The following is an 18,443-nucleotide window of genomic DNA, read 5'->3' on the forward strand; positions in this document are numbered from 1 at the left end:
AAAGCATGCCGACCCCTGTCAACCTGACATCACAGCCGCTGGTTGACGGCGGCCTCGGACGTCGCCTGCTCCGGCTCTTCGGCAACCGCTGCCTGGTCTGCCGCGAGCGCGCTGCGGCGGAGCAGGATCTCTGCAATGCCTGCATGGCCGCCCTGCCCTGGGCCGGCGCGGCCTGCGCACGCTGTGCGATTCCGCTGCCCGCCGGAGACGGCCCGTGCGGCGCGTGCCTGCGCCGTGCGCCGCCGCTGGGCGCGGCGCATGCCGCCTTCGTCTACGGCTTTCCGGTGGACCGGCTGTTGCCGCGGTTCAAGTTCCACCACGACCTGGCCGCCGGCGCGCTGCTGGCCCGCAGCATGGCGTCGGCGTTCGCCGCGCTGCCGCGCCCCGACGTCCTCGTCCCCGTTCCGCTGCACAGCGCGCGCCTGCGACGCCGCGGTTACGACCAGGCCCTGGAACTCGCCCGCCCGCTGGCCCGACGGCTCGGGTTGCCGGTGCGCGACGACCTGCTGCGACGCACCCGCGCGACCTCGGCGCAGTCGGAACTCGCGGCCGCCGCACGTCGCCGCAACGTCCGCGGCGCGTTCGAGACCGGCGGCGACGCCCCGACGCCCGCACACGTGGTGCTGGTCGACGACGTCATGACCACCGGCGCCACGCTGCACGCGGCCGCGATCGCCCTGCGTCGCGCCGGCGCGGTCCGGGTGGACGCCTGGGTCTGCGCGCGCACGCCATGAGCCTCGTCCCCGCGCAGGCGCGCGCTCCGCGGCGGGCTGTCCCGGCCCATCCCGATCGCGCACGCGCCTGCGGGATCCGGCGCGGCGCATCCGCCGCCGTGCGCCTCACCGATTCGACGCGTCAGCCCAGCACACGCGTCACCGGCGGCAGCGCGTAATGCGCGGCGATACCGGCGAAGATCGTCATGCCGACCCAGTGGTTGTGCAGAAAGGCGCGGAAGCAGGCCGCACGCTCGCGGCGGCGTGCGATGACGAACTCCCAGACCACCAGTCCGGCCGCCACCGACAGGCCGAGCCAGTAGTTCGCACCCAGTCCGGCCTCGCGCCCGACCAGCGCCAGCGCCGTGAACGCCAGCGTGTACAGCACGCCCTGGGCCACGAGATCGAGATCGCCGAACAGGATGGCGGTGGACTTCGACCCGGCGCGAATGTCGTCCTCGCGATCGACCATCGCATACCAGGTGTCGTAGGCCGTGGCCCAGAAGATGTTGGCGACGAACAGCACCCAGCCCAGCGGCGGCACCGTGCCCTGTACGGCCGCGAACGCCATCGGAATCGCCCAGCCGAAGGCCACGCCCAGGTACACCTGCGGCAGATAGGTGTAGCGCTTGAGATACGGGTAACTCGCGGCGAGCGCCACGCCGACCACGCTCATCAGCACGGTGAGACGGTTCATCGTCAGGACCAGCACGAACGCGACCAGCATCAGCGCCGCGAACAGCAGCAGCGCCTCGCGCCCGCGCACCGCACCGCTGGCGAGCGGGCGGTCCTTGGTGCGCTCGACCTGGGGATCGAGCCAGCGGTCGGCGTAATCGTTGATCACGCAGCCGGCCGAGCGCGTGAGCCAGACACCGGCGGAGAACACCGCCAGCGTCCACAGCGGCGGCACGCCCTCGGCGGCGATCCACAGCGCCCACCACGTGGGCCACAGCAGCAACAGCCAGCCGATCGGCCGATCGCCACGCACCAGGGCCCAGTACTGGCGCAGCCGGTCGCGCCAGCGCGGCACGGTGGGTGCGGAGAAGCGTTCGTAGTCGTGCATCGCGGCGGGAGAATACCAGCCCGCCCCGCGCGGCCGGCGTGCGCGTCGGCGCACTGTCATCGTTTTGCACACACCGTGCCGTCGTATCGACACAGGCCGGCGACAGGCTTGGAAGCCGACTCCCCGCGGACACGCATCGCCCATGCGGATCACCGTCGTCGGTGCCGGCTACGTCGGCCTGTCCAATGCGCTGCTCTTCGCCACGCGGCACGAGGTGACCGCGCTCGACATCGATGCAGGCCGCGTCGCGATGCTCGAGCGGCGGGAGTCGCCGCTCGACGATCCCGGCATCCGCGACCACCTGGCCCGGCCCGACCTCCGGTTCTCGGCCACCTTGGACGCCGAAGCGGCCTACGCCGGCGCGGACTACGTACTCGTCGCGACCCCTACCGATTACGACCCCACGACGCACGCGTTCAACACCCGCTCGGTCGATGCAGTCGTTGCCGAGGCGATCGCGCACGCACCCCAGGCGGTGATCGTCATCCGCTCGACGGTGCCGGTGGGTTACACGCGCGCGGCCTGCGCGCGGTTCGCCACCGAGCGCATCCTGTTCGCACCGGAATTCCTGCGCGAGGGCCAGGCGCTGTACGACAACCTGCATCCGAGCCGGATCGTCGTCGGCGGCGATGCGGCGCACGGCGCGGCCTTCGCGCAGCGTCTCGCCGAAGGCGCCCTGCACGACGACGTGCCGGTGCTGCTGACCGATCCGTCCGAGGCCGAGGCGATCAAGCTCTTCGCCAACACCTATCTCGCCATGCGCGTGGCCTATTTCAACGAACTCGACACCTACGCCTGCACCCACGGCCTCGACACGCGCCAGATCATCGAGGGCGTCAGCCTCGATCCGCGGATCGGCGGGCACTACAACAATCCCTCGTTCGGCTATGGCGGCTACTGCCTGCCCAAGGACACGCGCCAGCTGCTGGCGAACTATGCGGCGGTTCCGCAGAACCTGATCCGGGCGATCGTCGCGGCCAACACCACGCGCAAGGATTTCATCGCCGAGGACATCCTGCGCCGCCAGCCGACCGTCGTCGGCATCTACCGGCTGGTGATGAAGGCCGGCTCGGACAACGTGCGACTGTCCGCGGTGCAGGGCGTGATGAAGCGGATCAAGGCCAAGGGTGTCGAGGTAATCGTCTACGAGCCGGTCCTCGACACGCCGACGTTCTTCCACTCCCGCGTGGTCAACGACCTGGATGCGTTCAAGCGCGAGGCCTCGCTGATCGTCGCCAACCGGATGACCGACGCGCTGCGCGACGTCGCGGACAGGGTCTACACCCGCGATCTGTCCGGTCGGGACTAGCCTACGCCGCGCCGCGGGGCACTCGCGCCCCGCCGCGCCCTCGACTACCCGCCCGCCGGAATTCCGTTACAATCCGCGGCCGCCTGCCCACGTCCGCGTGGCGCACGGCCCGCAGCACGCGCCTGTAGCTCAGCCGGATAGAGTAGTGGCTTCCGAAGCCATTGGTCGGGGGTTCGAATCCCTCCAGGCGCGCCATCTTCCCTGCTCCGATCCCGGGCGGCCTGCCGCCGGTTCCGACCTGCAGCGTTCGCAATCGCCCCGTGCACGGGCACGACACCCGCTTCGTCCCGGGGGTCGGACGCCTGGCTGACCGCGCCGGGCCCGCATCGAGTGTCGGAAGCGCTGCGCGCGCGTTCCAGCGTTCACCGCAGCGCGCCCCGCCTGCCCGGAGCAGGCACACGCCCTGCAGCGCAGCCTGCGGTGTTCCGGGGGCGAGCAACGCCCGCCACGGAAGTGAACACGCCGGGTACTGTCCGGAGGCCGAGGGCGTGTCCGGCGCGCCGGCGGCGCACGTGTCGCTAACTCACGTCGTCGGCCGCGAGGCGCGCCTCAAGCGCATCGCCGACGAGGCGCAGAACATCGTCCGTGGACAGGGGCTTCACCAGCCGGGGCGCCGCACGGTACGGCTGGGGAATCGCGCTGGCGTCGTATCCGGTCAGGAACACGAAGGGCACACCGCGCATCGTCAATTCGTCAGCGAGTGGCAGGGCCGATTCGCCGCCCAGATTGAGGTCCAGGAGGGCGAACTGGATCGGATCCGGCCTGTCCAGCAGCGCGCGGGCTTTGGCCACCGACGCCGCCGGCCCGACGACGCGGGCCCCCGCGGCCTGCAGGGCGTCGGCCATGCACTTCGCCGCCAGGTACTCGTCTTCGACGATCAGTATTCGACGCTCCACCAACGCGAGCAGGCTCATCGATTGCTCCTTCGGCCATCAGCTCTCGGACACCGGAAGCTCGATGATGCACCGCACGCCGTCGGCGCCGAGTTCATACCGGGTCTCGGCATCGAGCTGGTACGGCAGCGCACACTCGATCAGTTCCCGGCCATAGCCGGCCCCGGCCGGCTTCGCCCCGGACCGCGACATGTCCACACCGCTCTCGGTCCATTCGATGCGAAGACGCGGCGGCCGGTGTGACGGCTGCAGGTGCCAGCGCACCCGCAGGCGTCCGCCCGCCTGCGAGAGGGCGCCGTATTTGTGCGCATTCGTCCCGAGTTCGTGCAAGGCCAATGCGAGCGTCTGCACGGTGCTCGAGCGCATGCGCACGCCATCGGGGCCATCCAGGACGACGCGATCGCCGCGGCCCTGGGCATCCACGGCGCCCATGGCGACGAGTTCCATCCGGATCAGTTCGTCGAACGTGATGCGTTCGCTTTCCTCCAGGCGCGACAGCAAACCCTGCACGCGTGCCAACGCGGCGAGGCGGTCGGCGTACTTCGCGTCGAGCGTGGCGAGATCCGGACTGTCGCTGCGCGTGCGTTCGTACATCGCGCCCACGACGCTGAGGATGTTGCGCGTCCGGTGCTGCAGCTCGGCCATGAGCACCTGCTGGCGGTCACCCCAGCGCCGCCGCTCCGTGGTCTCGAGCATCGCGCCGATCATGCGCACCGGCAGGCCCGCCTCGTCGTAGAAGTAGCGTCCGCGCGCCGACAACCAGTGCATCGAGCCATCCGGATGCAGGCTGCGGAATTCGTGAACGAATTCGGTCCGGGTCTCGCAGGCGTGGGCGAGTGCCGCTTCGGTCTCCGCGATGTCGTCCGGATGCACGCGTGCGGCCCAGGCTTCGTAGCTCGGCGCGACCTCGCCGACCGCGTAGCCCTGCATGAGGAAGTGCTCGTCCGACCACGTGACCTCACCCGTGCTGACGTTCCAGTCCCAGAGCCCGAACTGGGCGACCTGCGCGCCGAGGCGCAGCCGCTCCTCGCTCTTGCTGAGGGCCGCTTCCGTGCGTGCGCGTTCCACCGCCGACTAGGTCCGTTCGGCCGTCTCCTCGACCAGCGACAGGCGCTCGGCAGACCACACCTGCGGCGTGGGGAAATGCAGAAAGAAAACGGCCGAAAGCCGGCCGTCCTTCACCAGGGGAACGGCGACAGCGGCGCGGACCTGACCGGCTGCGTAGTTCCTCCGGTCCGCATCTCCCAGCCGCGCGTCCCGCTCGGCGTCGGCCACCGACACGGTGCGGCCGGCCCGGAGTTCGGCCCACATCTCGGGACCGCCATACCCGTCGACGGGGTAGCGGCCGACGAAGCTCGGCAGGCCGTCGGTGTAATCGCGATGGACCGTGAAGCAGGCGCCGTCGTCGCCGATGTCGGCGTAGGCGGCGCGGCCGGCGCCGACATGTGCCCCGAGCACGCGGGCGGCCTCGTTCTGCACGTCGATCGGATCGGCGAGCGGGCGCAGGGCGTCGCTGAGCGTCAAGAGGAAGCTCTTCCGATCCTCGCTCGCCCGCAAGGTCCGCTCGGCCCGCCTGCGCTCGGTGACGTCCTCGAACACGACCGCGACGCGGTCCTTGCCGTGCACGGCAGCGACATGGACGTTGTACCGGCGCTCGGTCGCCTGGTTGTACTCTTCGACCCGCTCCGGCGCACCGGTGCGCGCCACGCGGTCGTACGTGTCGATCCAGAACCGCTCGAGGTTCGGCAGAAACTCGCTGGCGTACTTGCCGACGGTTTCCTGCCCCAGCCCGGTCTGCCGGGTGAACGCAGGATTGACTTCGAGCAACCGGAAATCGATCGCCCGGCCGTCACCGTCGCGCACCATTTCGTAGACCAGAAACCCCTCGTCGATCGACTCGAACAACGAGCGGTACTTGTTCTCGCTCTCTCGCAGCGCGGCCTGCGTGCGCGCTCGCTCGATGAAATCGGCGGCTTGCCGGGCGAGCACGTCGAGCGATCGAAGCTCGGCATCCTCCGGGCGGTGGGGACGCCGCCAATGGGTCGAGAGCATGCCGATGATCGAGCCGTCACGCGCGGACAGCGGCGTCGACTGGACGGCCACGATGCCCGACTTCTTCCAGTACCTCATGTTGTCGGACCCGCGCGTGACGTCACTCCCCGCCACGTCCTCGATGATCACCCGCGCGCCGTGGCTGAGGGCGGCACCGCAGCTCGACCCGGTGGCGACCGATACCCGCTGCCAGTACGCCGCGGCCTCCGGGTGGAAGCCGCGGAAGACGATGAGGTGCAGCTCGCCGCCGCGCGCATCCATCAGCTGCATGCTGCCCATATCGGCGCCCATGATGGCGATCGCCGCATCGAGGATCTGCTCGTAGAGCCGGCTGCGCTCGCCGTCGGCGATGAGGAGGCCACTCACGGATTGCAGCGCCTTGGCCCGCGCGAGTTCGGCCGCGAGCTGCTGCTCGCTCTCGTGCAATGCCTGCTGCGTGCGCGTGGAGGCGTCGATGTCGATGTTGACACCGAGCCATTTGCGAACACGGCCATGTGCGCCTAGCAGGGGCATCGCACGGACGTTGGTCCAGCGCCATCCGCCCCCCGCGTCGCGCAACCGGAACTTCGCATCCACATTCGATCGTGTCGCGACGGCGTCGGCCCACTGACGGCCCGCGTACGCGCGGTCGTCGGGATGGACGGCGTCGAGCCACCCCCACCCCAGCCATTCGTCGATCGTCTGGCCGGTGTAGGCGCGCCAGCTCGGGCTGTCCACAGTCACGAGACCCTGCGCATCGGTTTCCCAGGTCGCCTGCGCCAGCGCGCCGACGAGGAGACGCGCACGGGCCTCGCTTTCCTGCAGCGCGTGTTCGACGAGCACTTTTTCGGTGGTTTCGTGACCGATTGCCAGGAAGCCGGCGATCGCGCCGTCCTCGTCCCTGAGCGGTGTCCACGAGAAGGTGAACCAGCTGATGTCGCGGCCGCGGCCGGCGAGTGCCATCGGTTCGTCGACGAACATCTGCGCCCGGCCGCCGAGCGTCGCATCGAGCGCCTCACGGTAATCGGCGTCGATTTCCTGCCAGACGTCGTAGTAGGACCGGCCGAGCGCGTCCGGGTGCTTGATGCCGAGCACCGGCACGTACGCGTCGTTGTAGAGGGAGACCAGTGTCGGGCCCCAGCCGATGTAAGCCGGCTGCGGCAAGGCGAGCATCATGTCGACGGCGACGCACAAGGTGCGCGACCAGCGTGCCCGCGGGCCCAGGGGCGTCGTCGCCCAGTCGAGCCGGGCGATGCGCTGGGGCATCCTGTCAGTGCTGGCCGGCGCGTTCGATACGAACATGGTGACGCCTGTACACGGGAGCACCTGACCTTAACGCGCTCGAAGGCGGATGGGCACGGATCGCGCCGCGCCGATCGAGCAGCCGATGCGGCGGCGATGCAATGTCGGCATGCACCACGGCCACAGCGGGCGGGGCGACGCGCATCGCGTGTCGACCGTGGGATCCGCGTGCGCTCGGCGCTGGAGGATTTCGGCCGGCGCGACGCGGGCACACGCACTCTCGAGCACTGTCGCGTAAGGTCGCGCGACGATGCGGGCGATCGATCCACCGCCTCGGTGCATGTTGTGCACGTCGCTGCCGATGCCCGGGCACACTGCGCACGCCCCGAGGATCGACCGGCGGCGCCGAGACGCGCGCTGGTGCCTGCTCAGTTCGCGGCGGTGCTGGCGGTCGGGGCGGCCGACGGTGACTTGAGCTCGGCCAGCGCCGCGGCGATCGGCGCGTCGCCCGGCAGGGCTTCGCCGCCGGTGCTGCCGTCTTCCTCGTCGCCGCGCAGATGGCCGGGCAATGCGGCTTCGGTGTAGGCCGAGGCCGCGCGCGGCGCATCGTCACCCGCCGCGCCCTCGGCGCGCAGCACCACGTCCGGATCGATGCCCCGCGCCTGGATCGAGCGCCCGCTCGGCGTGTAGTAACGCGCGGTGGTGAGCTTGACCGAATCGCCGTTGTCGAGCGGCAGCACGGTCTGCACCGAGCCCTTGCCGAAGGTGCGGCTGCCGATCACGCGCGCGCGCTGGTTGTCGCGCAGCGCGCCGGCCAACACCTCGGACGCGCTGGCCGAGCCGACATCGACGATCAGCACCACCGGCGCGCCGTCGAGGATGTCGCCCGGCGTGGCACTGAACTCGGCCTCACTGATCGGAATGCGTCCGCGGGTGCTGACGATCTTGCCGGTGTCGAGCAGATCGTCGGCGATCTGCACCGCCGCGGTCAGCAGGCCACCCGGATTGCTGCGCAGGTCGATGACCAGCCCGCGCAGGCGACCGCCGTTGCCGGCCTTGAGTTCGTCGACCACGCGATTGAACTCGGCGGCGGTGTCCATCTGGAACTGGCTCACGCGCACATAGCCGTAGCCCGGTTCGAGCATGCGGCCGCGCACGCTGACGACGCGGATGGTCTCGCGCTCGACGCGGATCTCCAGCGGTGCGCGCTCACCGTCGCGCAGCACGCCCAGGGTGACCGCCGTGCCCGGTGCCCCGCGCAGCGGCCCGGGACCTTCGTGATCGGCCGGCGACAGCGTGCGGCCGTCGACGCTGACGATGACGTCGCCCGCGCGCACACCCGCGGTCTGGGCCGGCGTGCCGTCGATCGGCGCGATGACGCGCATGCTGCCGTCGGGCAGGTACATCACTTCGACGCCGATGCCGTCGTAGGCGCCCGCGGTGCCTTCGTCGAAGGCATCGGCGTCGGCCTTTTCCAGATACACGCTGTGCGGATCGAGGTCGAGCAGCAGTCCGCGGATCGCCGAGCTCATCAGCGTGCGGTCCTCGACCGGCTCCACGTAGGCCTGGCGCACCGCGTTGAAGACGCCGACGTAGCGACGGATCTCCTCCAGCGGCACCCGGCTGGAGGCGTGCTCGATCGCATCGGGATCGTCACTGGCCGACACTTCGCGCGCGGCCTGGGCCTCGTCCGGGGTGGCGGCCTCGTCCGCGGCATCCGGCGCAGCCGGGGTCTCCTGCGGCGGCGGCGCGGGCGCCTGCGCGAAGGCCGCCGGCGACAGCAGCAGCGACAGGGCCAGCGTCAGGGAACGAACGCGCATGCAGGACTCCACGAATCGGGACCGCGCCGATCTGGCGCCGTTTCGATTATGCGGTGCACCTTCGTGAATGCGTTAAGGCCCCGGCGTGATGTTCAGTTCTGCCGGCGGGTGCTGGTTGCCGCCCCGCCGTGATGACCGCCAGGGCGGAGACGCATCGCCGACGGCGCGTCCGGCAGCCGCTGCGGGGAATCCAGGCGGATCGGCGCGGTTCGGGCACAGCGGCAGCGCGATGCCCTGGAGGCGGCGCCGGACGTGCCCCCGCAGGTCGGCGCCGCCGCGGATACACGGCGGCGTCACGGCTGCACATGCCGCGCCGATCCGGTCGGGTGCGTGATCGGTGTGCACCGGCACGTCGCGGCTGCAGAGCCGCGGCAGTCGGACGCCGCGGCGTTCGTGTGTGCGGGCGGGCGGGCGCGGCGAATGCGTCGAGAACGGCGGGCGCGTTCAGTCGCAGGCAAGCCCTGATGCCGGTGCGGACAGTCCTCGCCCGTCCCCGATCCGGCGCGCGGCGTTCGAGCAGCCCGGCGCGGCGAGAATCGCCCGGCGGGCGAACCGCGGGTTGTCGGCGCCTCCGGCTCGCGAGACGGGGCGGGGTCGGGGCGGCGTCACGTCACCGCGGCGTGGATCACCGCGAGCACCGCCTCGGTACGCACCAGGACATCGTGGTTCCAGAACTGCAGCACGCGGAAGCCGCGGCGTTCGAGGAACGCCGTGCGGCCGGCATCCGGGCTGGCCGTGTACCGGGGCCCCTCGACCTCGACGATGAGCGCGGCCTCGGGACTGAGGAAGTCGGCGACGAACGGTCCGACCGGATGCTGACGGCAGAACGCCACGCCGGCCAGGCGGCGATCTCTCAGGTGATACCAGAGCAGGCGCTCGGCATCGGTGGTGTCGCGGCGCAGGGCGCGCGCGAAGTGCAGCGTGGCGGGCTTGCACATCCGTGTGCTCCTGCGTCCGTGGAGGCAGGATGCGCATCCGGTGCTCGGGGATGCGATCGGGGAAGTCCGAGTTTGCTGTCGTTGATCGGCGCGAGCGCAGCCCGTCATCCCGCCGCCTCCCGCGGGCGGGAGACGCCCTCGACGTGGCTCAGCGTCGTTGCAGCCACGTCGCCGGGTTGACCGGCTTGCCGCCCTGACGCAGTTCGAAATACAGCCCGGAGCGGCCTTGGCCGCCGGAGTTGCCGACGCTGGCCAGCGTCTCGCCGCGGGTGACCCGGTCACCGGCATTCTTCAGCAGCGCGTCGTTGTGGGCGTAGAGACTCATGTAACCGTTGCCGTGGTCGACGATCAGCAACATGCCGTAGCCGGTCATCCACTCGGCGAAGACCACGGTGCCGTCGGCCACCGCCTTCACCGGGGTGCCGGCCGGCGCGCCGATCAGCACGCCCGTGCTGCTGCGGCCGTCCGGCAGGCGGCCGCCGTACGCGGTCAGCAGGCTGCCGCTGACCGGCCAGCCGAGCCCGCCGACCTGCGGCGCCGGCGCGGTCGCCACCTGCGGGCGCGGCCGGGGCGCGGGCCGCGGCGTCGCGCCGCTGTCGCGGGCTTCCCGTGCCTCGCGCGCCTGGCGTGCGCGTTCCGCGGCCGCGGCGGCGCGCCGTTCGGCCTCGGCCCGTCGCGCCGCCTCACGCAACTGCGCCAGCACCCGCTCCAGCGAACGCGCATCGCTGCCCAGCGCCTGTTCGCGCGCGCTGCGGTCGTTGAAACGCGATTCCAGCGTCTTCATCGCCTCGGCACGGCGCCGGCGATCGGCCTCCACCTGGGCCAGCTGCCCGCGCTGCTCGACCTGCGCGGCTTCCAGCGCGGCGCGGCGGTCCTGGATCTGCGCTTCGAGGCCGTCGAGTTCCACCATCTCGGCCTGCAGGGTCGCGATCCGCGCGCTGCGTTGCTGCTGCAAATAGCGGTGGTACACCAGCAGGCGCCCGGCATCGGCGACACGGTCCTGAGCGAGCATCAGCTTCAGCGCCGCGTCGTCGCCGATCGTGTAGGCGGCGCGCAGCAGCGCAGCGAGCTCGGTGCGGCGGGTGGCGACCGTCGCATCGAGTTCCTGACGCCGGGCCTGCAGGCGCGCCAGGGCGGCCTGTTCCTCGGCGAGCTTGCGGCGGGTCTCGGCCAAGGCCCTCGACGAACTGGCGACCCGCTCATCGACCTGGCGCAGTTCGCGTGCGGCGGCGCCGCGCTCGCCCTCGAGCCGGCGACGCTCGGCCGCGACGTCGCGCAGCTCCTTGCGCACGCGTTCGAGCCGGCGTTCGGTTTCGCGGCTGCTCTGCGCGCCCGCGTCCAGCACCGGCGACGCGGCCAGCAGCAGCGCGGTCGCCAGCAGCGCGGCCCGGCCGGCCATCGCACCGCGCGTCATCGTCAGCCGTCGGTCTGCAGCAGCGAACGGCCGGTCATCTCGGCCGGCGCCTCGACGCCGAGCAGATCGAGGATCGTCGGCGCGAGATCGCGCAGGGCGCCGCCGCGACGCAGGCCGCCGCTGCGGCTGCCCACGTAGACCAGATCCACCGGACCCACGGTATGCGCGGTGTGCGGCTCACCGGTTTCCGGGTCGCGCATCATTTCCACGTTGCCGTGGTCGGCCGTGACCAGCAGTTCGCCGCCCTTGGCGCGCACGATCTCCACGATCTCGCCGACGGCGCGGTCGACGGTCTCCACGGCCTTGATCGCCGCCTCGAGCACGCCGGTGTGCCCGACCATGTCGGGATTGGCGAAATTGCACAGGATCACGTCGAAGCGCTCGTCGCGCACCGCCTGCACGAGCTTCGCGCAGACTTCCGGCGCGCTCATTTCCGGCTGCAGGTCGTAGGTCGCGACCTTGGGGCTCGGCACCAGGATGCGGTCCTCGCCGGGATAGGGATCCTCGCGGCCGCCGCTCAGGAAGAACGTCACGTGCGCGTACTTCTCGGTCTCGGCGATGCGCAGCTGGGTCAGCCCGTGCGCGCCGAGCACCTCGCCCAGGGTGTTGGGCAGATGGTCGGGGGCGAAGGCCAGCGGCGCCGGCAATGCCGCGTCGTATTCGGTGAGGCAGACGAACCGGGACAGCTGCGGGCGGCGGGCATCGAAGCCGTCGAACTCGGGAGCGACGAACGCCGCGGTGAGCTGGCGCGCACGATCGGCGCGGAAGTTCATGAACACCACCGCGTCGCCGTCGGCCATCGGCACCGCGCCGTCGATGACGGTCGGCGCGACGAACTCGTCGTTCTCGTCGCGCGCATAGGCGGCCTGCAAGGCGGCCAGCGCATCGGGCGCGGACGCGCCGCGGGCCTCGACGATCGCGTCCCAGGCCCGGCGCACACGGTCCCAGCGCTGGTCGCGGTCCATCGCGAAATAACGACCGCTGACGCTGGCCACGTGCGCGTTGCCGAGCGCCGCGCAGCGCGCCTGCAGCGCGCGCAGGCTGGCCTCGGCCGAACGCGGCGGCGTGTCGCGGCCATCGGTGAACGCGTGCACGGCCACGCGCGGGACACCGCGCCGCGCCGCCAGGTCGAGCATCGCGAACACGTGCGCCTCGTGGCTGTGCACGCCGCCCGGCGACAGCAGACCGAACACGTGCAAGGTGCCGCCGCCGGCGAGCGCCGCATCGCAGGCGGCGTTGAGTTCGGCATTGTCGAAGAAGCTGCCGTCCTCGATCGCCGCGTCCACGCGGGTGAGGTCCTGGTAGACGATGCGGCCGGCACCGATGTTCATGTGGCCGACTTCCGAGTTGCCCATCTGGCCGTCCGGCAGGCCGACATGCCGGCCCTCGGTGTGGATCAGCGTGGTCGGGTGGTCGGCCAGCAGGCGCCGCCAGATCGGCAGCTGGGCGAGCGCGATCGCGTTGTCGCGCGGATCGTCGCGGTGCCCCCAGCCGTCGAGGATCAACAGGACGACGGGGCGGGGACGGGAAGAACCGGTGGCATGCGGCACGACGTTCGGCCCAGTGACGAAAGACAGATGCGATTGTAGCGACACGGCGTCACGCTACGTTGCACACGGGCTGCGCGCCCGCCCGCCATCCAACGAGGTCACGCCCATGATTCCAGTCCACGCACGCACCGGTTCCGCGCCCCTGCTGCTCGCGGTCGCGCTCGCCCTGGCGACGGGCGGCGCGCTGGCCCAGGAGGACATCTCCAAGGTCAATGGCGGCGTCAGCGCCGAATCCGGCCAGACCTACCGCGACCTGAGCACCGTCAACGGCGGCATCCGCATCGGCGACGGCGTGCGGCTGCGCAACGCCGAGACCGTCAACGGCGGCATCCGCGGCGGCGACGGCCTCCAGGCCGAGGACATGGAAACCGTCAACGGCGGCATCAACCTGGGCGCGCGCGCCCAGGTCGAGACCCTGACCACGGTCAACGGCGGCGTGCGCCTGGGCACCGACGCGCGCGTGGGCCGTCACATCGAGAGCGTCAGCGGTGGCGTGTTCGTCGATCGCGGCGGCCATGTGGGCGGCAACGTCAGCACCGTCAACGGCGCGATCGGGCTCGTCGGCACCGAAGTCGCCGGCGATGTGAAAACCGTCAACGGCGACGTGACCATCGGCGCCGGCTCCCGGGTCCGCGGCCGGCTGACGATCGAAAAGCCCTCGTCGAACTGGTTCCCCGTCACGATCAACCGGCGCAACCCGCGGGTGGTCATCGGCCCGGGGGCGGTCGTCGACGGTCCACTGGAATTCAAGCGCGAGGTCACCCTGTACGTGCACACGAGTGCGCGCACCGGCGCGATCACGGGCGCGACGCCGATCGCCTACGACACGCCGCGCGCGCCGCAGGAATGAACCGGCGCAGGGTGCCGCGCGCGCCGCCGTGCAGGCGCATGCGGTGGCCCCACGCGGCGCCACGCAGCGCGCGCGAGCGCCGCGCCGGCCGCCGCGCATCCCCGGGTGAACGCACGTATATTGCGGCCTCCATGGTTGTTCTGGAGGTTCCCGGATGCGTCACTCCCCTCTTCTGCTGGCGTTGCCGCTCGCACTGGCGCTCGCCGCCTGCGGCCGCGACGACGCGGCGCCCGATGCCGCGACGACGCTGCCCGATGCCCAGGCCGCGCACACGTTCTCGGCCGACATCACCGCCGACGATTTCGACGAGCTGGTGAAGACCCTGGCCTCGGACGAATTCGGCGGCCGCGCCCCGGGCACCGACGGCGAGGAGAAGACCGTCGAGTACATCAAGGCCCAGTTCGAACGCATCGGGCTGCAGCCCGGCGGCGACAACAACGGCTGGTACCAGACCGTGCCGATGATCGAGACCACGGCCGACCCGTCGACGGTGCTCAGGCTCACCACCAGCGCCGGCGCGCGTGAACTCGCCTTCGGCGACGACATGGTGATCGGCACACGCTCCGGGCAGACCGACGTCAACGTGGCCGACAGCGAACTGGTGTTCGTGGGCTACGGCGTCGATGCGCCGGAGCAGAACTGGAACGACTACGCCGGCCTCGACGTCACCGGAAAGACCGTCGTGATCCTGGTCAACGATCCGGGCTTCCACGCCCAAGACGCGACGCTGTTCGGCGGCGAGCGCATGACCTACTACGGCCGCTGGACCTACAAGTTCGAGGAAGCCGCGCGCAAGGGCGCGGCCGCGGCGCTGATCGTGCACGACACGCCGGGCGCGTCCTACGGCTGGGACGTGGTGCGGAATTCCTGGTCGGGGGCGCAGTTCGACCTGCGCGCCGAGGACGATCCGGAGCCGCGCCTGCCGGCGCAGGGCTGGATCACCGGCGAGGTGGCCACGCAGCTGTTCGCCGATGCGGGCCTGGATCTCGACGCGCAGATCAAGGCCGCCAATACCCGCGGTTTCAAGCCGGTGCCGCTGAACGCCACGGTGTCGTTCGACCTCAAGAGCACGATCGCCGAGAAGAGCTCGCGCAACGTGGTCGGCATCCTGCCGGGCACCGAGACGCCGGACGAGGCGGTGCTGTATCTGGCGCACTGGGATCACCTGGGCACGCACGAGGGTGACGGCGAGGATCTGATCTACAACGGCGCGATCGACAACGCGACCGGCGTGGCCGGCATCATCGAGATCGCCGAGAAGTTCGCCACCACCGAGCCGAAGCCGAAGCGCTCGCTGGTGTTCCTGGCGGTGACGCTGGAGGAATCGGGGCTGCTCGGCAGCAAATACTACGTCGCCCAGCCGAGCATCGATCTCGCGCGCACGGTGGGCGTGATCAATCTCGATGCGATGAGCGTCGCCGGCCCCTCGCGCGACTTCGTGGTCACCGGCCTCGGCAATTCGGAGATGGAGGACATCCTCAAGACCTTCGCCGACCAGCAAAACCGCACACTGGTGGAAGAGAGCAATCCGGCCGGCGGCTTCTTCTTCCGCTCGGACCACTTCAACTTCGTCAAGGCCGGTGTGCCCGCGCTGTATGCCAAGGGCGGCAACGATCTCGTCGACGGCGGCACCGCGGCCGGCCAGGCGGCGATCGACGACTACGCCAAGCGCTATCACCAGCCCAGCGACGAGTACAACCCGGACTGGAACCTCGAGGGCGTGGTGCAGGACCTCGAGGCGCTCTACGGCGTGGGCCGGGTGCTGGTCGACGACACCACGCGGTGGCCGAACTGGTACGAAGGCAATGCGTTCAAGGCCACGCGTGATGCGCAGCGCGCCGAGGCCGGTGGCGCGCCGTAAGGCGCTCCGCAATGTGACTTCCCTCGAAGGGCGGCGGAAACGTCGCCCTTCGTTCGTTCGAGGACCTCCCCAATGACCCTGTCACTCGCCTATGTCTGTGTATTGCTCGCCGCGCTGCTGCCCTATCTGTGGGTCGGCATCGCCAAGGCCTCGGCCCCGCGTTACGACAATCGCGATCCCCGCGGCTGGATCGCGCGCCAGGACGATCCGCGGCTGCAGCGCGCCTACCACGCGCATTCGAACGCCCTGGAGGCCTTTGCGCCGTTCGCCGCGGCCGTGATCCTGGCGCAGCTGGCCGGTGTGGCACCGTCGACGATCGCCGGACTGGCGGTCGCCTTCGTCGTGCTGCGCATCGTGCACGGTGCGGCCTACATCGCCGATCGTGCGGCGTTGCGCAGTCTGGCCTGGTTCGGCGCCCTCGGCTGCGTGGTCACCCTGTTCGTGCGCGCAGCGCTGGCGGTCGGCTGAGCGTGGACGGGGCGCCGCACCGCACGCAGGACGCGCGTGATCTGGCGCTGTTCGATTTCGACGGCACGATCACCACGCGCGAGACGTTTCCTGATTTCATCCGCCGCGCGATTCCGCCACGGCGGCGCGCGCTCGGCACCGCGGTGTTCGCGCCGTTTGTGGTCGGCTACAAACTCAAGCTGGTGCCGGTGCATGCGTTACGCACGACGCTGGTGCGCTATGCGTTCAAGAATGTTCCGCTCGCGGAGGTCGAGGCCGCCGGCGCATCGCTCGCCGCCGATCTGCTGCCGACACTGGTACGTCCGGCGATGCAGGCGCGCATCGACTGGCACCGGGCACGCGGCGACACGGTGGTCGTGGTCTCGGGCGGCTTCGACGTCTACCTGGCGCCGTGGTGCCGGGCCCAGGGCCTCGACTGGATCTGCTCGTCGCTGGAAGCGCGCGACGGCGTGCTCACCGGACGCTATGCCGGCGCGCAATGCGTGGCCGAGGAGAAGGCGCGCCGCGTGCGCGAACGCTACGACCTCGCCGGCTACCGTGCGGTCCACGCCTACGGCGACACGCACGAGGACCACGCCCTGCTCGCCCTGGCGCACCACGCCACGTATCGCGGCGCGGCCTGGACGGCGCCGGCATGACCGCGCCCGTGCGCCTGCAGCTCTCGCGTCGCCGCGGCTTCGACCTGCAGGCGCACTCGCAGGCGGTGAACGGCTTGCCGGCCACCGTCGTGGCACGCCCCGGACGCTGGGGCAATCCGTTCCGGATCGGCGTCGACGGCGACCGCGCGACCTGTGTCGCGCGTTTCGCCGCGCAGCTCGAGGCGCAGCCACATACGCTGGATCTCGCCCCGCTGCGCGGCCGCAACCTCGCCTGCTGGTGCAGCCTCGACGGGCCCTGCCACGCCGACGTGCTGCTGGCGCGCGCGAACGCCTGACGGCCGGAATCAGCCCGCGACCAGCCGCACCCGGGCGAAGTTGCGCTTGCCGACCTGCAGCACGCCCTCGAAGCCGGGTCTGAATTCCAGGCCGGCATCTTCGACCACCACGCCGTCCACCTTGACCGCGCGCTCCTTGAGCTTGCGGTTGGCTTCCGAATTGCTGGGGGTGATGCCGGCGACGGTGAGCAGCGCGGCGATGCGCAGGCCCTCGGCCGGCACGGTCACGTCCTGCAGCGGCAACAGCGAGACGTCGCCTTCGCCCGAGATCGCGACCTGCCAGCCGCGGATGGCGAGCTCGGCCGCCTCGGCGTCATGGAAGCGCGTGGCGATCTCGCGCGCCAGGCGCAGCTTGACGTCGCGCGGGTTCAACGTGCCGGCCTCGACCTCGGCCTTGAGCGCCTTCGCCTCGTCGATGCCGATCTCGAAGCTCAGCAGCTCGATCCAGTCCCACATCAGCGCATCGCCGATCTTCATGGTCTTGTTGACCATGTCGATCGCAGGCTCGGTCACGCCGATGTAGTTGCCGAGCGACTTGCCCATCTTGTTGACGCCGTCGAGGCCGACCAGCAGCGGCATCGTCAGCACGATCTGCGGCGACTGGCCGTGGCTCTCCTGCAGGCCGCGGCCCATCAGCAGGTTGAATTTCTGGTCGGTGCCGCCGCATTCGACGTCGGCCTTCAACGCGACCGAGTCGTACCCCTGCACCAGCGGATACAGGAATTCGTGGATCGCGATCGGTTGCTGGGCGGCATAGCGCTTGGCGAAATCGTCGCGCTCGAGCATCCGCGCCACGGTGTGCGAGGACGCCAGGCGGATCATGTCGGCCGCGCCCATCGCGCCGAACCATTCGGAATTGAAGCGGACTTCGGTCTTCGCCGCGTCGAGCACCTTGAACACCTGGGCCTTGTAGGTCTCGGCGTTGGCCAGCACGTCCTCGCGCGACAGCGACTTGCGCGTGGCGCTCTTGCCCGAGGGGTCGCCTATCATTCCGGTGAAGTCGCCGATCAGGAAGATCACCGTATGGCCGAGGTCCTGGAACTGGCGCAACTTGTTCAGCAGCACCGTGTGGCCCAGATGCAGGTCCGGCGCCGTGGGGTCGAAGCCGGCCTTGATCCGGAGCGGGCGGCCGAGCTGCAGACGCGCTTCGAGGTCCTCACGCTTGAGGATCTCGTCGGTGCCGCGGGCGATCAGGTCGAGGGCATGGGCTGGGGACATCGCGGGCACTCTCGTTCGTGAAGCATTCGTGACGGCGCGCGTATTCACGATGTGAACGGCTCGCCGCTGTTCGTTAAAGGGTCGTTAGGTCCTGTCCGTGGACAAAATTCCCAATCCACTCAAGCATTTGACGCAGGGA

The 18,443-nt window shown here is 70.6% G+C and carries 16 protein-coding genes and 1 tRNA gene; 8 read left to right on the forward strand and 9 right to left on the reverse strand.

What is annotated here, in order from left to right; translation table 11 throughout:
- Window positions 1-5: 5 nt before the first annotated feature.
- Complete coding sequence (locus tag PQS31_RS12020) at window positions 6-734, forward strand: ComF family protein (RefSeq protein ID WP_272762970.1); 729 nt, start codon at window positions 6-8, stop codon at window positions 732-734.
- Window positions 735-855: 121 nt separating this feature from the next.
- Here PQS31_RS12020 and ubiA read toward each other — a convergent pair whose 3' ends face one another.
- A complete protein-coding gene (gene ubiA / locus PQS31_RS12025; RefSeq protein ID WP_272762971.1) occupies window positions 856-1,776 on the reverse strand; it encodes a 4-hydroxybenzoate octaprenyltransferase in 921 nt (306 codons plus the stop codon).
- A gap of 142 nt (window positions 1,777-1,918) precedes the next feature.
- On the opposite strand from ubiA, the gene PQS31_RS12030 reads away from it, so the two are divergent.
- Both PQS31_RS12030 and PQS31_RS12035 read left to right on the forward strand, forming a co-directional pair.
- Window positions 1,919-3,085: a nucleotide sugar dehydrogenase gene (locus PQS31_RS12030; RefSeq protein WP_272762972.1), complete on the forward strand. Its 1,167-nt coding sequence runs from the start codon at window positions 1,919-1,921 to the stop codon at window positions 3,083-3,085.
- Window positions 3,086-3,203: 118 nt separating this feature from the next.
- A tRNA-Arg gene (locus PQS31_RS12035) sits at window positions 3,204-3,280 on the forward strand.
- Window positions 3,281-3,603: 323 nt separating this feature from the next.
- Here the strand turns inward: PQS31_RS12035 and PQS31_RS12040 are convergent.
- The 7 genes from PQS31_RS12040 to gpmI form a co-directional block, all read right to left on the reverse strand.
- On the reverse strand, window positions 3,604-3,999 hold the full coding sequence (locus PQS31_RS12040; protein WP_272762973.1) for a response regulator: 396 nt from the start codon (window positions 3,997-3,999) through the stop codon (window positions 3,604-3,606).
- A gap of 18 nt (window positions 4,000-4,017) precedes the next feature.
- Window positions 4,018-5,046 carry a PAS domain-containing protein gene (locus PQS31_RS12045; protein WP_272762974.1) on the reverse strand — a complete coding sequence of 343 codons (1,029 nt, stop codon included), beginning with the start codon at window positions 5,044-5,046 and terminating at the stop codon, window positions 4,018-4,020.
- Window positions 5,047-5,052: 6 nt separating this feature from the next.
- On the reverse strand, window positions 5,053-7,275 hold the full coding sequence (locus PQS31_RS12050; RefSeq protein ID WP_272762975.1) for a PAS domain-containing protein: 2,223 nt from the start codon (window positions 7,273-7,275) through the stop codon (window positions 5,053-5,055).
- A 404-nt stretch (window positions 7,276-7,679) separates the two neighbouring features.
- Window positions 7,680-9,071: a S41 family peptidase gene (locus tag PQS31_RS12055; protein WP_272762976.1), complete on the reverse strand. Its 1,392-nt coding sequence runs from the start codon at window positions 9,069-9,071 to the stop codon at window positions 7,680-7,682.
- A 605-nt stretch (window positions 9,072-9,676) separates the two neighbouring features.
- Window positions 9,677-10,009 carry a DUF559 domain-containing protein gene (locus PQS31_RS12060; RefSeq protein ID WP_272762977.1) on the reverse strand — a complete coding sequence of 111 codons (333 nt, stop codon included), beginning with the start codon at window positions 10,007-10,009 and terminating at the stop codon, window positions 9,677-9,679.
- Window positions 10,010-10,157: 148 nt separating this feature from the next.
- Window positions 10,158-11,423 carry a peptidoglycan DD-metalloendopeptidase family protein gene (locus PQS31_RS12065; protein WP_272762978.1) on the reverse strand — a complete coding sequence of 422 codons (1,266 nt, stop codon included), beginning with the start codon at window positions 11,421-11,423 and terminating at the stop codon, window positions 10,158-10,160.
- A 2-nt stretch (window positions 11,424-11,425) separates the two neighbouring features.
- Window positions 11,426-12,973: a 2,3-bisphosphoglycerate-independent phosphoglycerate mutase gene (gene gpmI / locus PQS31_RS12070; RefSeq protein WP_272762979.1), complete on the reverse strand. Its 1,548-nt coding sequence runs from the start codon at window positions 12,971-12,973 to the stop codon at window positions 11,426-11,428.
- A gap of 106 nt (window positions 12,974-13,079) precedes the next feature.
- Between gpmI and PQS31_RS12075 the strand changes: the two genes are divergently transcribed.
- From PQS31_RS12075 to PQS31_RS12095, 5 genes are all read left to right on the forward strand, one after another.
- Window positions 13,080-13,823, forward strand: a complete 744-nt coding sequence (locus tag PQS31_RS12075) for a hypothetical protein (RefSeq protein WP_272762980.1) — start codon at window positions 13,080-13,082, stop codon at window positions 13,821-13,823.
- Window positions 13,824-13,977: 154 nt separating this feature from the next.
- A complete protein-coding gene (locus tag PQS31_RS12080) occupies window positions 13,978-15,684 on the forward strand; it encodes a M28 family metallopeptidase (protein WP_272762981.1) in 1,707 nt (568 codons plus the stop codon).
- A gap of 72 nt (window positions 15,685-15,756) precedes the next feature.
- On the forward strand, window positions 15,757-16,152 hold the full coding sequence (locus PQS31_RS12085) for an MAPEG family protein (RefSeq protein ID WP_272762982.1): 396 nt from the start codon (window positions 15,757-15,759) through the stop codon (window positions 16,150-16,152).
- A 2-nt stretch (window positions 16,153-16,154) separates the two neighbouring features.
- Window positions 16,155-16,790, forward strand: coding sequence for an HAD-IB family hydrolase (locus PQS31_RS12090; protein ID WP_272762984.1), 636 nt, complete (start codon window positions 16,155-16,157; stop codon window positions 16,788-16,790).
- A complete protein-coding gene (locus PQS31_RS12095) occupies window positions 16,787-17,086 on the forward strand; it encodes a DUF4326 domain-containing protein (protein ID WP_272762985.1) in 300 nt (99 codons plus the stop codon). Before PQS31_RS12090 ends, PQS31_RS12095 begins: the two co-directional genes overlap by 4 nt.
- 9 nt (window positions 17,087-17,095) lie before the next feature.
- On the opposite strand, the gene tyrS is transcribed toward PQS31_RS12095, so the two are convergent.
- Window positions 17,096-18,304 carry a tyrosine--tRNA ligase gene (tyrS, locus tag PQS31_RS12100; RefSeq protein ID WP_272762986.1) on the reverse strand — a complete coding sequence of 403 codons (1,209 nt, stop codon included), beginning with the start codon at window positions 18,302-18,304 and terminating at the stop codon, window positions 17,096-17,098.
- Window positions 18,305-18,443: the final 139 nt, after the last annotated feature.

Origin of the sequence: Luteimonas sp. BLCC-B24 (assembly GCF_028550595.1) — a bacterium.
Taxonomy (GTDB): Bacteria; Pseudomonadota; Gammaproteobacteria; order Xanthomonadales; family Xanthomonadaceae; genus Luteimonas.

Bases quoted from the DNA above. Each gene is read 5' to 3' on its own strand.
- PQS31_RS12020 (WP_272762970.1), top strand. From the start codon at position 6: ATGCCGACCCCTGTCAACCTGACATCACAGCCGCTGGTTGACGGCGGC.
- ubiA (WP_272762971.1), bottom strand. From the start codon at position 1,776: ATGCACGACTACGAACGCTTCTCCGCACCCACCGTGCCGCGCTGGCGC.
- PQS31_RS12030 (WP_272762972.1), top strand. From the start codon at position 1,919: ATGCGGATCACCGTCGTCGGTGCCGGCTACGTCGGCCTGTCCAATGCG.
- PQS31_RS12040 (WP_272762973.1), bottom strand. From the start codon at position 3,999: ATGAGCCTGCTCGCGTTGGTGGAGCGTCGAATACTGATCGTCGAAGAC.
- PQS31_RS12050 (WP_272762975.1), bottom strand. From the start codon at position 7,275: ATGCCCCAGCGCATCGCCCGGCTCGACTGGGCGACGACGCCCCTGGGC.
- PQS31_RS12055 (WP_272762976.1), bottom strand. From the start codon at position 9,071: ATGCGCGTTCGTTCCCTGACGCTGGCCCTGTCGCTGCTGCTGTCGCCG.
- PQS31_RS12060 (WP_272762977.1), bottom strand. From the start codon at position 10,009: ATGTGCAAGCCCGCCACGCTGCACTTCGCGCGCGCCCTGCGCCGCGAC.
- PQS31_RS12065 (WP_272762978.1), bottom strand. From the start codon at position 11,423: ATGACGCGCGGTGCGATGGCCGGCCGGGCCGCGCTGCTGGCGACCGCG.
- PQS31_RS12075 (WP_272762980.1), top strand. From the start codon at position 13,080: ATGATTCCAGTCCACGCACGCACCGGTTCCGCGCCCCTGCTGCTCGCG.
- PQS31_RS12080 (WP_272762981.1), top strand. From the start codon at position 13,978: ATGCGTCACTCCCCTCTTCTGCTGGCGTTGCCGCTCGCACTGGCGCTC.
- PQS31_RS12085 (WP_272762982.1), top strand. From the start codon at position 15,757: ATGACCCTGTCACTCGCCTATGTCTGTGTATTGCTCGCCGCGCTGCTG.
- PQS31_RS12095 (WP_272762985.1), top strand. From the start codon at position 16,787: ATGACCGCGCCCGTGCGCCTGCAGCTCTCGCGTCGCCGCGGCTTCGAC.
- tyrS (WP_272762986.1), bottom strand. From the start codon at position 18,304: ATGTCCCCAGCCCATGCCCTCGACCTGATCGCCCGCGGCACCGACGAG.